We start from the raw sequence: 17,210 nt of genomic DNA, 5'->3' as shown, positions 1-17,210 counted from the left end.
CTCATACAGTTTTTAACAACACTACTTTTTAACAAACTTCTTGATTCCTATTTTATCATTGTCTGTTTGTACTTTTATTAAATAAATACCTGAAGATAAGTCACTGATATTTATTTCTCTTTCTTTTGATGTTTTTACTTCTCTTCCCTGAATACTATATATAGTTATTTCTTTAACCTGCTCATTTAATTGTAATCTTAAAATTGTTTCTACTGGATTAGGATATACAGCAAAATCTTTTAATTTTTTCTCATCTTCTATCCCAGCTGTTACTTGACTAAACGTTGCTGTAATCGATTTATTTGCATTCATAGTAACTGTAATTTGGTTGGTAGTTCCACTTGCATCACCACTCCAACCATCAAACTTCCATCCAGATTCAGGAGTAGCTGTTAATGTTACATTTGTTCCATCAACATATCCACCTGTAACATTTGGATTTGTAGTTACTGTTCCATTTCCTGCTTTAGTTACAGTTAATGTTCTCATTATTCTACTAAACATTGCTGTTACCGTTTTATCTCCACTCATTACAACTGTTAATGGATTCGAAGTTCCACTTGCATCTCCACTCCAACCATCAAATTGATATCCTGCATTTGGCATAGCAGTTAACACAACACTTGTTCCATCATCATACGTTCCACTTGTTGGATTAGGATTCGTTGTTACTGCCCCGTTAGATGCATTGATTGTTAACGTACGTTGGATTTTACTAAACGTTGCCGTTACTGTTTTATTAGCATTCATTACAACTGTTACTGGATTCGTGGTTCCACTTGCATCTCCACTCCAACCATCAAATTGATATCCTGCATTTGGCATAGCAGTTAACACAACACTTGTTCCATCATCATATTTTCCATTTGTTGGATTAGGATTCGTTGTTACTACCCCGTTAGTAGCATTGATTGTTAATATACGTTGGATTTTGCTAAACGTAGCTGTTACAGTTTTATTAGTATTCATTACAATTGTTACTGGATTAGTGGTTCCACTTGCATCTCCACTCCAACCATCAAATTGATATCCTGCATTTGGCATAGCAGTTAACACAACACTTGTTCCATCATCATATTTTCCATTTGTTGGATTTGGATTTGTTGTTACTGTTCCATTTGTTCCATTAATTGTTAGCGTACGTTGAATTTTGCTAAACGTTGCTGTTACTGTTTTATTAGCATTCATTACAACTGTTACTGGATTCGTAGTTCCACTTGCATCTCCACTCCAACCGTCAAATTGATATCCAGCATTTGGCGTAGCAGTTAATACTACACTTGTTCCATCATCATACTTTCCATTTGTTGGATTTGGATTTGTTGTTACTGTTCCATTTGTTGCATTAACTGTAAGTGAATATTTAGCTGTACAATTAACACTATAACTAGCAGTAGCATCTTTATTCCATACCGAAGTTGGAGTAAATCCTGAATCTATTTGAATACAACTTAAATTTGGATTTCCAGTTACCGTCATATAAATAAACTGTGTATTATTACCATTAGCTACATTTAAACTCGTTAACTTACTATTTCTAGCATCTACCCCAGTTAAGTTAGAATTTTGAGACACATCTAAACTACTAATTAATGTTTGGTAAATGTTTACGGTTTTTAATGAAGTGTTATTAGACAAGTTTAAACTTGATATATTATTCTTTCTACAATTAAGAACCTCTAAAGCTATATTAGAAGAAACATTAATAGCTGTAAGTTCATTATCAGCACTAATCAATTCTTTTAAAGCTGTATTCGTAGTCAAATCTAAACTTGATATTTTATTAATTTGAGCATCTAACTTTATTAGTTTTGTTAATCCAGTAGTGTTCAAAGTAACAATTTTATTCACAGAACACTTCAATTCAATCATATTTGGGTTACCAGATAAATCTAAAGCTGTTATATCATTGTTAAAACAATTAACCTTAGTCAAAGTTCCTGTTTGAGGTAAAATTAAAGTTGTTAATGATGCTTGCTGCTGTGAGCAATCAATTTCTGTTAAAGCAGTATTACTTGATAAATCTATACTTGTTAGCTTATTTCTTTCAAAATTAAATTTTGTGATATTTTTAAACTCCTCAATACCCGTTAGATCACTAATATTTTTAACACGTATACTTAAAGTTCCAGTAAAAGCATTTGCCTCTGTACATTGTATTTTACCATCATTATTTATATCAATTTTTGGAGTATGATTTAATAAACCATTCTTAAAATTAACATCCGGTATAGATACAATACAGATAACACTAAACTTTGCTGTTACTGTTTTATTAGAGTTCATGGTAACATTTACTGAATTAGCAATACCAGTAGCATCACCTGTCCAACCATCAAATTGATAACCAGGATTTGGAGTAGCATTTAATGCCACCACTTGCCCCTCGTTATATTTTCCATTTACTGGATTAGGATTTGTAGTTACTGTACCATTAGTACTGGTTACTGTTAATGTGTATTTTATTCTACTAAATTTTGCAGTAATTGTTTTATCTGAATTCATTACTACTGTCAAAGGATTAGTTGTTCCACTTGCATCACTAGCCCATCCATCAAATTTATATCCAGCATCAGGAGTTGCTGTTAATACTACACTTGTTCCTTGACTATAGCCACCATCAACAGCTACTGGATTTGCAGTAACACTTCCATTTTCAGCTTTTATTTTCAACATTCTACTAACATAAGTAGACGCACCAAACTCATAAGCCCCCATATCAACAGTTCCATTATGAATTCTTACATTCCCTATTACATCAGAAGCTCCAATCATTACTGCATTGTCCCCAGTATCTTTTGCAGGAGAAGCTGTAGTTAATGAAACATCATTATTTGCCAAATCTGTAAATAAAGGATCAGAATTAGACACATTTGTTACTCTTGAACTTGGTAAATTTGAAAAGCTATCTTCTCCAATTGAGTTTTTTACAGTAATATTTTGCCCTAATGTTGTATGAACTTGAGCTATAGATTTACTAACAACACCTCCAGTAGTTGTGTTTTTCCAAAAAATACAATTTGCCACATTTCCATTAAACACTCCGTTTGTTCTTCCCATACCAACAGCTGACCTATTAAAATTATTTAGACCACTTGTTGTTCCTAAATTAACATTATTAACATAAGTATTATTTATTAAATCACAATTCATTGTAGATCCAGTACCATAAGCTCTAAACCAGCCTGCACTTCCTGCATGACCTTTATTTGTACCATTATCTTTAGCTATATTATTATCAAAAACAGAGTTTTTAATTTTTATAGTTGCTATTTTGTTATTTCCAGTATAACTATATATCGCAGTTCCATATCTTGATAAATTATTTTTTACAATCGTATTTCTAATTTTCAAATATCCAGACTCTTCAAACCTTGATAAAATAGCCGCCGCTGCTGAAGTCGATACATTATTATCTATAATACAATTTGCAATTTCTAAATTTATCACTGAATGACCTTTGAAAATAGCCCCTCCAGACTGATCATCAGACGCTGTTCCATTGGCATGACCTCCTTGAATAGTTAAACCATCAAGAACTACATCATCATTATTAACTTTTATAATATGATAAGAGTTATCATTTCTTGTAGTGTTAGTAAACTCTAAAGTAGAATTATCATTTCCTAATAAATCACCAGATAATACAGTTCTATTTGCATTTATATTTCTTTGAGATACTTCTGTTTCAGTACCTGCAAAACTTCCATATATTTTAATTCCTTTTTTAGAAATTGTAAAAGAATTAGATCTCCCCGAAGTTGATGGTAAATAGGTTCCTTTTGCAACCCATATTTCATTATTTTCATAAACCTCTGTCAAAGCATCATTTAAATTTACAAAAGCATCTACCCAACTAGAACCATCATTTCTTCCTGTTGCATTTTTATTCACATAAACTGGAACCCTTTCATTTTTGAATATTTTATACTCAGACCATGGAGAAGTAGTGCTTGCCCCACAATTTCTTCTTACATAAACTTTGTACGTACTAGGAGAGGTATTATTAAGAGTAAAACTCCCTGTTTTATTTGTAATAATAGTTGCTGAAGAAAAAGAGTCAGCAATTTTATGATAAGCTACATCTATAGCTTGAGATCCTGAAATATTAATATTAATTGTATCCTCTGTTACATTAGAAGCTGATAATATCTCTGCTGAAATTGATCTACAAAAATTATTATAAGAACCTATATTATTAATTTCCGTTGCAGTTAATAATCTTCCATACACTAATACATCATCAATATCGTTAGCATATTTGTAATTTGCAGGAGCATTACCACCATTTAAATTTGCGATTTGAAATTTACGTACATTTTGAGAATGCCCATTAGTAACCCTTAACTGTCTATTTAAGAAAGTATTTGGTCTTTTGTTCTTTTTATGATTTGTATCTAAGGCTCCATCTACATAAATTCTTATAAAATTGTCAACCCCTTTACTTGTTCCAATATTATCTGATCTATTAAATATTGAAACTACTATATGATGCCATTCACCATCACTCACATTTCTATTTGATATAGCTGAATGCCTATCTAATCTTCTTAATCCATTATAAAAAGTAAACTCATATCCATTTTCTACTCTTATTTTTCCATTTTCTAGTCTTACTGAATACCCTAACATATTAGTTGAGCTAGCTGCATTACCTCTTGAGCTTTTTTCAAAAATTATTTTTGAATCTGATGACACCTCACTTGTTTTAACCCAAAAACTAATACTTGTATCAATTGTTGAATTACTAGTTGAATAATTAGTATTAAATGAACTACCACTTAATTTAACTGCACTAGTTGGTGCAACATTGAACCTATCATTTATTTCAGTGTATGTTGTTCCTGAAACCGAAAGCGCCCCCCCATTAACTCCATCAACCAAAACACTTCCATTGTTGAAGCCATATTGAACAATTAAGTTATTCGTAGGGAATTGTGCACTTACAACACTAGTTACAAACAAACATATTAATAGTATTTTTTTTACCATAACATCTCTAAGTTTAAAGAATTTTATATTATTTCTCAAACAAAGAAAGTTTAACCCAAGTAGTAGAATTCATTTTTACTTCCGAATGAAGTATTTTATTTTCCAAATGAACTTTTTACTAAATATTTCTTCTCTTTTTATGTGTAAAAAAGTGTTTCGAAGTTCTCCTTATAGCTTTTACTTACTGGTACTTTAAAATCAGATTCTAACGTTACTTCTTTTTCTTTTTTAGAATATACTTCTATTTTATTGATATTTACAATCCACGAACGATGAAGCCTTACAAAATCTTTTTTATTGCATAATAAATTTTCATAATAGCTTAATTTTTTTGCTACCATATATTTTTTATTATTTTTTGTATATACTACTGAATACATTCTATCTGCTTCAATACACAATACATTATCAATATCTAATATTACATAATCTGTTTTATATGGTATCGCAATTTTTTGCAATGCTTTTTTATTCTCTTTTAAAACATTTAAATTGGCTTTTGAAAATTCAGTGTTTTTAATTGATTTTTTTACCTTTTTTACCGCTTCTTGTAAACGCTCAATATCTATAGGCTTTAATAAATAATCAATTGCTGCTACCTCAAAAGCTTTTATAGCATACATATCATAAGCAGTTATAAAAATAATTTGAAAATCAATCTCTGAAAACTCATCCAATAATTGAAATCCATTTTTTCTAGGCATTTCAATATCTAAGAAAACTAATTGCGGTTTATGTTTATTTATAGCAACAGTAGCTTCATCTACATTTGCTACTTCTGAAACAATTTCAACTTCTTTACAAAATGCATTTAATAAGTATCTTAAATTCTCTCTTGCATTTAATTCATCATCGACTATTACAGCTTGTATTTTATTCATCTTTATTTACATAGGGTATTTTAACAATTACTTTCGTTCCTTCATTGATTGCCTCATATTCAAAACCTATGTCGGTTTTATAATAATCTTTCAATAAGGTTAATCGTTCTTGAATTGCTTTGGTTGAAAACGAAGCTTTTTTTGTATTTAAAATATTTATTTCTTTTGACTTTTCCACTCCAATTCCATTATCAATTATCACACATTTAAAAACTTCTTCTTGATAAAAATTAATAGTTACTTTTTTTAGTCCAGTAATTTTATGAAGTAAACCGTGTTTGATTGAATTCTCTACAAAAGGTTGAATTATCATTGAAGGTATTTTTATATCTTCAATATTTTCAATTCCTTTTATTTCATATACAAAATCATCTCTAAATCGAAGTTTTTCTAACTCTAAATACTTTTTTAATAACGATAATTCTTCTTCAAAATAAACGAAACTCTTTTCACTCATTTGTAAATTCTCTCTAATTAAAGAAGCAAATTTTGTTAAATAAGTATATGCTTCATGCTTATCTTCTTTTAAAATTAAACTTTGAATAGAATTTAACGCATTAAACATAAAATGAGGATTCATTTGTGCTTTTAATGATTTTAATTGCAAATGTGCTAATTCATTTTTCTTTTTATCTTCTAGTTCTTTATATGCATACGCTAACTCATTTTCATTTTTTTGATTTTGTTTTTTAAAATAATTTACTAAAATAAATGTTCCAAAAAATTGAAATAACACATTCAGATAACCAAAATATTTTTCTGGATAAATAGGGTTTATATAATTTGGCAAATAATATAAACTTATTGCTAAGAATAGCACACCAAAATGAATTACTTTATTATCGAAAAAAAACAATGCCAATAATGGTAGTATTATATAACTATACTCTCCATAAAAACCTCTAAAAGCAAAATTTGTATTATAAAATAAAGCTATTATCACTAGCATAACAAATAACACCCTTCCTATTTTATACTTTTTTTGACTCTGTAAATAATATATAGTTATAAAAACAACAATTTGCACAACAAAAGAAAGTGTTTTACTTATATCTAATTGACCTAGAAAAAAATCAACTGTTAAAAAAAATACAGCTGACAACAAACCAAAAGCACAACAGTAATTTAAAACTTTAATTCTTTTAACATCTGTTGTTGTTAATTCTTTTACTATTCCTGTATGAATAATTTTATATAACAGACTCATTCTTATTCATCTTTATTTACATAAGGAATTTTAACAATCACTTTTGTTCCTTCATTTATTTTTTCATATTCAAAACCTATATCACTTTTATAATAATCTTTTAAAAAAGTTAATCGTTCTTGTATTGCTTTTGTTGAAAATGACGCTACTTTACTATTTAAAGTATTTATCTCTTTTGATTTTTCTATTCCAATTCCATTATCAATTATTACACATTTAAAAACTTCTTCTTGATAAAAATGTATGTTTACTTTTTTTAATCCAGTAACTTTATGAAGTAATCCATGTTTTATTGAATTTTCTACAAAAGGCTGAATTATCATTGAAGGTATTTTTATATCTTCTATATTTTCAATTCCTTTTATTTTATATTCAAAATTATCTCTAAATCGTAACTTTTCTAATTCTAAATATTTTTTTAATAACGATAATTCTTCTTCAAAATACACAAAACTCTTTTCACTCATTTGTAAATTTTCTCTTATCAAAGAAGCGAATTTGGTTAAATAAGTATATGCTTCATGCTTGTCTTCTTTTAAAATTAAACTTTGAATAGAGTTTAATGCATTAAACATAAAATGAGGATTCATTTGCGCTTTTAATGATTTCAATTGTAAATGTGCTAATTCATTTTTTTTCTTGTCTTCTAATTCAACATAAGCTTTTTTTAACTTGTCTTCGTTTTTAATATTTTCATTCCTGAAATATTGCACAGCCACAAACATTCCTAAAAAAAAAGGAATTACATGAAAGAAACCAAAGCTTTCCTTATCATAAATATTTAAATAGTAATTGGGTATAAAAAACAGTAATAAAGCAATTATTAAAAAAATATAATGGACCCACTTGTTGTCAAAAAACAGTAATGTTCCAATTGGAACTACTAAATAATAGTATTCCGTATACTCCCCTTTATACAAGAAATTATTATGTAAAAATAAAATTGAAGTGAATAATATGATAAATAAAAACTTGGCAGCTTCGTATTTTTTAAAATAACTAACAATTAAAACTGAAAAATACAATACTGATTCTAACAAAAATAACAAAGCCATTTTATCAGGTAAATCATTTGTAAAGTATTTAACCACTAATGCTATTAATGGATTTAACCCCATAAAAAAAGCTGCAAAATTTAATATTTTAATCCTCTTTACGGTTTTCTGAGATAAATAGCCATGAACACCAATACTTATAATACTCTTGTATACATTTTTTATTCCATTCATTTTATATAGTATATGGTATTCTAATAACAACTTTCACCCCTTCTAAAGCTTCTTCATAAACAAAACCTATATCTGTTTTATAAAATTCTTTTAATAAACTTAACCTTTCATAAATTGCACTTGTAGAAAACGATTTTTCTTTATTATTCAGCTTATTTATTTCTTTTGATTTCTCAAGACCTACTCCATTATCTATTATTTCGCATTTAAAAACTTCTCCTTTAGAAAAAGATACTGTTAATTCTTTTATTCCTTCAATTTTATGAAGTAATCCATGCTTTATTGAATTTTCTACAAAAGGTTGAATTATCATTGATGGAATTTTTATATCACCAATATTTTCTATTCCTTTTATTTGATATTTAAAATCATTTTTAAAACGTAGTTTTTCTAATTCTAAATATTTCTTCAGTAACGATAATTCTTCTTCGAAATGAACAAAACTTTTTTCACTCATATTTAAATTCTCTCGAATCAATGATGCAAACTTTGTTAAATACACATAAGCTGCATGTTTATCTTCCTTTAAAATTAAACTTTGAATTGAATTTAAGGCGTTAAACATAAAGTGAGGATTCATTTGTGCCTTCAGTGATTTTAATTGTAAATGTGCTAATTCATTCTTTTTTTTATCTTCGAGCTCTTGATAAGCCTTTTCTAATTTTTTTTCATTTTTTAAATTTAATGACTGTGAGTAATTAAGAATTACATAGCATCCTACAAAAGCAGAAAGCAATAGTAATGGATTAAATATTTCAATGGGATAAATACCTGGTATTAATTTATAGGGTACATAATATAACAACCAACAAAATATCATTATTGAAATTGTTATTTTCTTATTATCTATTAAAATAAGAGCAACTAATGGATATACAAAGTAAAAATTTTCCATCATTCTAGATGGCTCTATAAAATTTGCAAAAATAAACGTCACTACTATTAACGTTACTATAAATAAGACTCTTGCTGTAATATATTTCTTATGTTTCTGTAATCCATATACAGATACAATAGTTACAAATGAAAATAAATGTAAAACAATACTTCTATCTAAGCTTTGTGAAAAAAAAGGATCTAAAATCATAAAAAAACAAATACAAATAGCCCATGTTAAACAAAACGCATTCAGTAACCTTATTTTTTTATGTTCTCTTTCATTAGTATCATAAATACCAATATTTAAAGCAAATTTATATCCTCTTCTTAAAACCTCCATCTCTATATTGTATATGGTAATTTTATAACAACCTTTGTTCCCTCTTCAACCTCTTCGTAGGAAACTCCAATATCCATTTTATAAAATTCATTTAATAACTGTAACCTATTCTGTATTGCTATTATTGATGATTCATTAATATTCGATTTAGTGTTAAGTACACTTACCTTTTTAGACGCTTCAATACCAATACCGTTATCAGTTATTACACAAGTAAATATCTTACTCTGATAAAACTCTATTGTAATTATTTTTTTTCCATCAGTTTTATGCAGCAAACCATAACGAATAGCATTTTCTATAAACGATTGTATTACTGAAGACGGTATTTTTATTCTTTGAATTTCTTTCTCTCCTTTTATTTCATATATGAAATCTTCTCCAAAACGTAATTTTTCAAGTTCTAAATACTTTTTTAACATTGATAATTCTACATCAAAACCTATAAAACTTTTCTCACTTGTTTTTAAACTTTCTCGCATTAATAAAGAAAATTTTGTCAAGTATTTATATGCTTCTTCTTTATTATTTGTAAGTATTAAATTTTGTATTGAGTTTATTGCGTTAAATAAAAAGTGTGGATTCATTTGAGCTTTTAATGCTTTTAACTGTAAACTAGCCAACTCACTTTTTTTACGTTCTTCTAACTCTAAAAACGCCTGTTCTAATTGCTCTTTATTTAGTAACAATTCTTTTTCATGCTTTTTATTTAAAGTTTCGGCATAATTTAAAATTACGAAGGCAGCAACAAATACCGAAAACACTAAAACTGGTAAAATGGTATTTTTAGGATAATGTTCGTAATATAAATTTGGCACAAAATATAATAGAAAACATACTACAAGAATAACTATATTAATCCATTTTTTATCTACTAGTATCAAAGCTATTAGAGGGTAAACAAAGTAAAAATTTTCAATTAAATTTAATGGAGTAGTATAATTTGCAAACACAAATGTAACACCAATTATAGAACTCAAAAATAAGACCCTTGCTAATGTATAGAATTGTTTACTTTGAAAATAAAAAATGAATGCTATTAAAATATAAGAAACACCATGCATTATCAAACTACCTTCCAACTCTCTTCCAAAAATAATATCAAAAATAGTTATCACAGGAATCATGACAGACCATGTAAAACAAAATATATTTAAAAGTTTTATCTTTTTATTTTCTTTTGTCCCCTTAGTATTTTGTATACCTGTATCAAATATTTTTTTTACAATAGAATTCATTGAGCTTTTATAATCTTAAAACAAGGAAAAACACTTTCTTTTTTCAAGAATATTCCTGTAATATATTTTTATTTTTTTCGATAACTTAAATCTTCTTCCTAATCAAGCAAATTTGTTTCCAAATGAATATTTTACACTTTTGTAAATGGAATTTTAATAACAACTTTAGTTCCTATAGGAACTTTTTCATAGACCACTCCAATATCAGTTTTATAATAATCTTTCAAAAAAACTAGTCGATCTTTAATTGCTTTAGTAGAAAATGACTCACGAGTTATGTTACTTTCTTTTTTAATTTTCTTAGCTGCTTCTACCCCAATTCCGTTATCAAATACAACACATTTTAAAACACCATCTTCTTGAGAAAATTCTAAAATTATTTTTTTATCATCTCCTTTCTTATGTAATAAACCATGTTTTAAAGCATTTTCTAGATAAGGTTGAATTATCATTGTAGGTATTTTTATATCTTCAACCTTACTATCTCCTTTAATTTCATAAGCAAACTCCCCTCCAAAACGAAGTCTTTCTAATTCTAAATACTTAACTAACAACTGTAATTCATTATCAAATTGAACAAAACTTTTTTTACTCATATTTAAATTTTCTCTAATTAAAAATGAAAATTTAGTTAAGTAATCATACGCTTCATGCCTCTCACCCTTTAATACTAAGTTTTGAATAGAATTTAACGCATTAAACGTAAAGTGTGGATTCATTTGAGATTGAAGGCTTTCTAATTTAGAAGATACCAATTGTTTTTGCATTCGTTCTTTTTCTAACAATTGTTTTTGTTTTATTCTTAAGCTCTTTATCCTATTCGTAAAATAAAACCACACAAATACAAACAACAACAACAAGCCACCTACAATGAACCACCATTCTTTATAAAAAGGGGGATTTATTTTTAATTTAATGGTTTTTACTGCTGTTTCTTCTTTTCCATTTATTTGAACAGCTTTTAATTCAAACGTATAAGATCCAGCAGCCAAATTATTAAAAGTAACCTGATTAACACCTTGTGAAATCAAACTCCATTCTTTTGATGCTCCTAGTAATCGATACTTATATTCAATGTTGTCTTCAGCTAAAAAGCCATTGGTATGAAAACTAAACTGAATTTTTTTTGTATTAGAATCAAGCTTATAACTTTCCTTTATAGAAACCTGCTTATCTTCAACTGAAATCTTAGTGAAATAGAAATCTAAAAGAACAGTATTGGTAAAAACCTTTTCTTTATCTATTTGAAAAATACCTTTATTAGAGCTTAAAAAAACAGTTTTATCAAAAATTGAGATATCAGAAATATTAAAAGAATTTAATCCATGCCTCTTAGTTAAATTTCTAAACCTACCAGTTATTGTATTTAATACTTGTACACCTTTGTTAGTAGAAATCCATAAATAATCTCCATCACTTTTTATAACACTTGTTAAATTAGAAAGCAACCCATTTTTTTGTGTGTAGTTAATAATTGTCCCATCTTCTTTTAAACCAACTATACCATCTTTAAATGTAGAAAACCACACCACACCATTAGCTGTTTCATCAATATCAACTGCAAAAATTTCTCTATTTTTAAAAGTTATTGTCCTACTTTTTAAATTCTCATCATATTCTTTTACCCCGTACACATATCCTACATAAATTTTTTTGCTTTTTTTACTATAATAGGTTGAATATGATCTTTTAGATCCAATTCTTTTATTCTCTTTTGGATTATCTACCAAAACAATAGCTGCTGAAGAATAGGCTGCCATCACTACTCTATTTTTATCTATGAACGAAAAGTCTTTTACATTACCATTCATCTGGAATTTTTTATACTCTTCAGTTTTTATATTAAAAACATAACAATAGGTAGCAAAACTTATTAAAGCTAGTTCATCAGTTAATCCTATAATAGCAAACACTTTTTGTTTATCATTTAAATCAAATTTCTTAAGTGTTTTTTGTTTAATATCAATAACACCAATATCTCCATTAGTAGCCCCAAACAATACACTATTATCCCCTACCCTATCCATGGCACTAATATTTTGCCTGCTTTCATCTAATTCATACTTATTCAAATAAGAATTTGGTACTATAAAAACACCATTTCTATGAGTGGTATACCAATAATTGTTATATCTATCTCTTAAAAAACCAGTTATATACTTTCCTTCAAAATTTGTTCTTTTATAAAAAAACTCTCCTTCTTTATATTCACAAATTATTACTCCTTTATTAGTTCCAAACCAAAATTCATCTCCAGCATCGTAAAAACTTTTAACAATTGTATTACCTCTTAAAATTCTTGGAAGTAATATCTTTTTAAAAGATTTGCCTTGCTTCATTAAAATTGATGGTTTTTCAACATTCACCCCATCAGCCTGAAAATTAAAGGAATAAACAAACTGCTTATTTTTATGAGTAAAATAACTTGTAGCTCCTTCTATTGAAATATTAGAGCCCAATGAAAACTCATTGGAATATTCCTTACCATTAAGACTATACTTATAATAATTAGTACTTAATAAGAACAGTGAGTCCTTGCTTCTAAAAACCGAAGCAACTACATTAACACCATCTTTAAATATTTTTTTTTCTTTTGTTTCTAAATCAATTTTTGCCACATAACCTAAATTTGAAGCTATCAAACTATTTTTATATAAAAAAAAGCTTGCTAATTGGCCACTTGCATGTTCTTTTATATCTACAGATAAATTTAGTTTATCATTTTCTATATAAAAATACTGACCAGAAATATTATTACACCAAACCCTACCTTTTTCATCCAATTTCAATCCGAATACTGATAACCCTCGTTTGTCAGGGTGTGAATAATTTTTAAATTCCTTTCCATCATAACGAAAGAGACCTTTATCTGCAGCTAGCCATACAAAACCTTCTCTATCTTCTATAACGCCATAAAATTCAATATCTGGTAAACCATCTTTTTCTGTTAAGTGATTATATACTGGATGTTGAGCAAAAGTTAACTTACTCAAAAACAGTAAAAAAAATAAAAAGTAAAGGGTTATTTTATTCATAATACTTCTTCAGATCTATATTTTCAAATGTAGTTATTATTATAATAGAAAAAACCCATTGCAATAAATTGCAATGGGTTTAATGTATATATTAGAATGTAATTACTTCACTTCTTCGAAATCTACATCTTCAACATTATCACCTTGAGCATCACCTTCAGGTTGTGCTTGTTGTTGAGCTCCTGCATCTGCTCCACCAGCTTGTTGCTGTGCAGCATACATTTCTTCTGAAGCAACTTTCCATGCTTCATTAATCTTCTCCATTGCAGTATCAATTTGCGCTAAATCTTTAGATTCGTGAGCTTTCTTCAACTCCTCTAAAGCTGCTTCTATTGGCTCTTTTTTATCTGCTGATAATTTATCTCCAAATTCTTTTAATTGCTTTTCCGTTTGGAAAATCATAGAATCTGCACCATTAATTTTCTCTGCAGTTTCTTTAGCTTGCTTATCTGCATCTGCATTTGCTTCGGCTTCTGCTTTCATTTTCTCAATTTCTTCATCAGATAATCCTGAAGAAGCTTCGATACGAATATCTTGAGATTTCCCTGTAGCTTTATCTGCAGCAGAAACATTGATAATTCCATTTGCATCAATATCAAAAGTTACTTCAATTTGAGGAACTCCTCTTTGCGCTGGTGGAATATCAGTCAATTGGAAACGTCCAATTGTTTTATTATCTGCAGCCATTGCTCTTTCTCCTTGTAAAACATGGATATCAACAGAAGGTTGGTTGTCTACTGCTGTAGAAAACACTTGAGATTTTTTTGTAGGAATAGTTGTATTTGCATCAATTAACTTAGTAAATACGTTACCCATAGTTTCGATTCCTAAAGATAAAGGCGTTACATCTAATAATAAAACGTCTTTTACATCTCCAGTTAAAACTCCTCCTTGAATTGCAGCTCCTAAAGAAACTACTTCATCAGGATTTACTCCTTTACTTGGTGCTTTTTTGAAAAACTTCTCAACCGCTTCCTGAATAGCAGGAATACGAGTAGAACCTCCAACTAAAACAACTTCATCAATTTCATCAATTGATAAATCTGCATTTTTTAAAGCAGTAGCACAAGGCTCAATAGTTCTTTTAATTAAATCATCAATTAACTGCTCAAATTTAGCTCTAGTCATTGTTCTAACTAAGTGCTTTGGTCCACTTGCAGTAGCAGTAATATACGGTAAGTTAATTTCAGTAGAAGTTGTACTAGATAACTCAATTTTCGCTTTCTCTGCAGCTTCTTTTAAACGTTGTAAAGCCATAGGATCTTGACGTAAGTCCATGTTTTCTTCAGCTTTAAACTCTTCAGCTAACCAGTTGATTAATTTTTCATCAACATCATCTCCTCCTAAGTGTGTATCTCCATCAGTAGCTAATACTTCAAATACTCCATCTCCTAACTCTAAAATAGAAACATCATGTGTACCTCCTCCAAAATCAAATACAACAATTTTCTTATCGTCATGAGATTTATCTAATCCATAAGCTAAAGCTGCAGCAGTTGGTTCGTTAATAATTCTACGAACTTTTAATCCTGCAATTTCTCCAGCTTCTTTAGTTGCCTGACGTTGTGCGTCATTAAAATATGCTGGAACTGTAATAACAGCTTCAGAAACTCCTTGACCTAAATAGTCTTCAGCAGTTTTTTTCATTTTTTGTAATACCATTGCAGATATTTCTTGTGGCGTATATAAACGTCCATCAATATCTACACGAGGTGTATCGTTATCTCCTTTAACAACTTTATAAGGAACCCTTCCTGCTTCTTTAGAAGATTCAGAAAATTTATTCCCCATAAAACGTTTTATAGAATAAACAGTTTTAGTTGGATTAGTAACTGCTTGTCTTTTTGCTGGATCACCAACTTTACGCTCTCCTCCTTCTACGAAAGCCACAATAGATGGTGTAGTTCTTTTTCCTTCTGCATTTGGAATTACTACTGGCTCATTTCCTTCCATTACAGAAACACATGAGTTGGTAGTACCTAAATCAATACCTATAATTTTACTCATAATACTATTTATTTTTTTATTTTTAATTCAATTTTACGAGTAGAGATAGACAAACTGTATGCCAATAGAAATTTAGCAATAATTTGTCAGTAATTAATAACAAAACAGAAGTATTCAATGACACAATGTCATTTTACATGTCTTTTTGGTATTCTTTATAAACTAATTTAATATTAGCGTATGTATTTTGTAGTGCTTCTTCTATTTCTTTTTCATTCTTAAAACACACATCGGTAATTCCTTCTTCTATTTGAGGCTTTAATTCTCCTTTATAATTTGAGTGCATCAAATACCAATATGTTTCTTTAAGTCTTTTTTCTCCATTTTGTAAAAAAAGATGGTATGTATTTAACAAGAATTTCTTTATTACTAAATTTTCAATACCACATTCTTCTTCTACCTCTCTAATGGCAGTTTCTTCAATTTCTTCTCCTCTTTCAATTCTTCCTTTTGGCAAGTCCCACTTATTTCCTCTGTATATAAATAAAACTTCTTTTTCTTCATTCAAAACTAACCCTCCTCCCGCTACAATAGGATTAAATTTTTCTCTAAATCTTCTCCAATCTTCATCTAAATTTGTAGAAAACAGGTAAACACCTGATAAAATATTTGCTTTTAACTTATAAATTAGCTCCTCTATAACAGTGTTTTTAAAAAGATAAACAGGATAGTTTTCTTCTTTTTTTATCGAAGTTGTTAATATTATTGGTTTATCATTAACAAAAACTTTATACATTTGCGACATGGATTTTAACAAAGATACGGCAAAAAAAACGGCTGAACTCCTTTTACAAATAAAAGCGATTAAACTTAGCCCTCAAGAGCCATTTACATGGGCTTCAGGATGGAAGTCTCCAATTTATTGTGATAATAGAATTACATTATCTTTCCCTTCAGTTAGAAATTTTTTAAAAGAAAAAATAGCAAAAATTGTAGAAGATAAGCATGGTAAGCCTGATGTTATTGCAGGTGTTGCTACTGGAGCAATAGCCATAGGTGTATTGGTTGCTCAAGAATTAGGTGTTCCTTTTATATATGTAAGACCAGAGCCAAAGAAACATGGTCGAAAAAACCAAATAGAAGGTTACTTAGAAAGTGGACAAAATGTTGTGGTTATTGAGGATTTGATAAGTACTGGTAAAAGTAGCTTGAATGCTGTTAAAGCTTTAAAAGAAGCAAACGCTACTGTAAAAGGTATGGTTGCTATATTTTCTTATGGATTTGATATAGCTTCTGAAAACTTTAAAAATGATAATGTCGAATTAACCACTTTAAGTAATTACGAGTTTTTATTAGAACAAGCTTTAGATAGCAAATATATAACTAGTGAAGAACTTCGTACTTTAGAAGATTGGAGAGTTTCTCCTAGTACTTGGAAACAAAAAGAAGAATAGTTAAAAAA

The 17,210-nt window shown here is 28.5% G+C and carries 10 protein-coding genes; 1 reads left to right on the top strand and 9 read right to left on the bottom strand.

The window, feature by feature from the left end:
• Window positions 1-21: 21 nt before the first annotated feature.
• From ACKTTQ_RS03025 to ACKTTQ_RS02985, 9 genes are all read right to left on the bottom strand, one after another.
• Window positions 22-4,992: an InlB B-repeat-containing protein gene (locus ACKTTQ_RS03025; RefSeq protein WP_408048353.1), complete on the bottom strand. Its 4,971-nt coding sequence runs from the start codon at window positions 4,990-4,992 to the stop codon at window positions 22-24.
• Between the two features lie 137 nt (window positions 4,993-5,129).
• On the bottom strand, window positions 5,130-5,873 hold the full coding sequence (locus ACKTTQ_RS03020) for a LytR/AlgR family response regulator transcription factor (RefSeq protein WP_093870662.1): 744 nt from the start codon (window positions 5,871-5,873) through the stop codon (window positions 5,130-5,132).
• A complete protein-coding gene (locus tag ACKTTQ_RS03015; protein ID WP_093870661.1) occupies window positions 5,866-7,080 on the bottom strand; it encodes a sensor histidine kinase in 1,215 nt (404 codons plus the stop codon). The genes ACKTTQ_RS03020 and ACKTTQ_RS03015 overlap by 8 nt, the downstream gene beginning before the upstream one ends.
• Window positions 7,081-7,082: 2 nt before the next feature.
• Window positions 7,083-8,309 (bottom strand): sensor histidine kinase, encoded by a 1,227-nt coding sequence (locus ACKTTQ_RS03010; RefSeq protein WP_299135771.1) that lies wholly within the window; start codon window positions 8,307-8,309, stop codon window positions 7,083-7,085.
• A 1-nt stretch (window position 8,310) separates the two neighbouring features.
• The gene (locus ACKTTQ_RS03005) at window positions 8,311-9,528 is read right to left on the bottom strand and encodes a sensor histidine kinase (protein ID WP_093870659.1); all 1,218 of its coding nucleotides are present in this window, start codon (window positions 9,526-9,528) and stop codon (window positions 8,311-8,313) included.
• Window positions 9,529-9,530: 2 nt separating this feature from the next.
• The gene (locus ACKTTQ_RS03000; RefSeq protein WP_408048352.1) at window positions 9,531-10,655 is read right to left on the bottom strand and encodes a sensor histidine kinase; all 1,125 of its coding nucleotides are present in this window, start codon (window positions 10,653-10,655) and stop codon (window positions 9,531-9,533) included.
• A gap of 242 nt (window positions 10,656-10,897) precedes the next feature.
• A complete protein-coding gene (locus ACKTTQ_RS02995) occupies window positions 10,898-13,801 on the bottom strand; it encodes a sensor histidine kinase (RefSeq protein WP_408048351.1) in 2,904 nt (967 codons plus the stop codon).
• A gap of 102 nt (window positions 13,802-13,903) precedes the next feature.
• Entirely contained in the window at window positions 13,904-15,808 is a 1,905-nt protein-coding gene (gene dnaK, locus ACKTTQ_RS02990; RefSeq protein WP_093870656.1) for a molecular chaperone DnaK, read from the bottom strand.
• Window positions 15,809-15,941: 133 nt separating this feature from the next.
• Window positions 15,942-16,544, bottom strand: a complete 603-nt coding sequence (locus ACKTTQ_RS02985) for an NUDIX hydrolase (RefSeq protein WP_093872013.1) — start codon at window positions 16,542-16,544, stop codon at window positions 15,942-15,944.
• Between the two features lie 7 nt (window positions 16,545-16,551).
• On the opposite strand from ACKTTQ_RS02985, the gene pyrE reads away from it, so the two are divergent.
• On the top strand, window positions 16,552-17,202 hold the full coding sequence (gene pyrE, locus ACKTTQ_RS02980; protein WP_299135765.1) for an orotate phosphoribosyltransferase: 651 nt from the start codon (window positions 16,552-16,554) through the stop codon (window positions 17,200-17,202).
• The last annotated feature ends 8 nt before the right edge of the window (window positions 17,203-17,210 follow it).

This window comes from Tenacibaculum halocynthiae (assembly GCF_964512825.1).
Taxonomy (GTDB): domain Bacteria; phylum Bacteroidota; class Bacteroidia; order Flavobacteriales; family Flavobacteriaceae; genus Polaribacter; species Polaribacter halocynthiae.
Note: the sequence above shows the minus strand (reverse complement) of the source record. Positions and strands in the feature narration are given on the sequence as shown.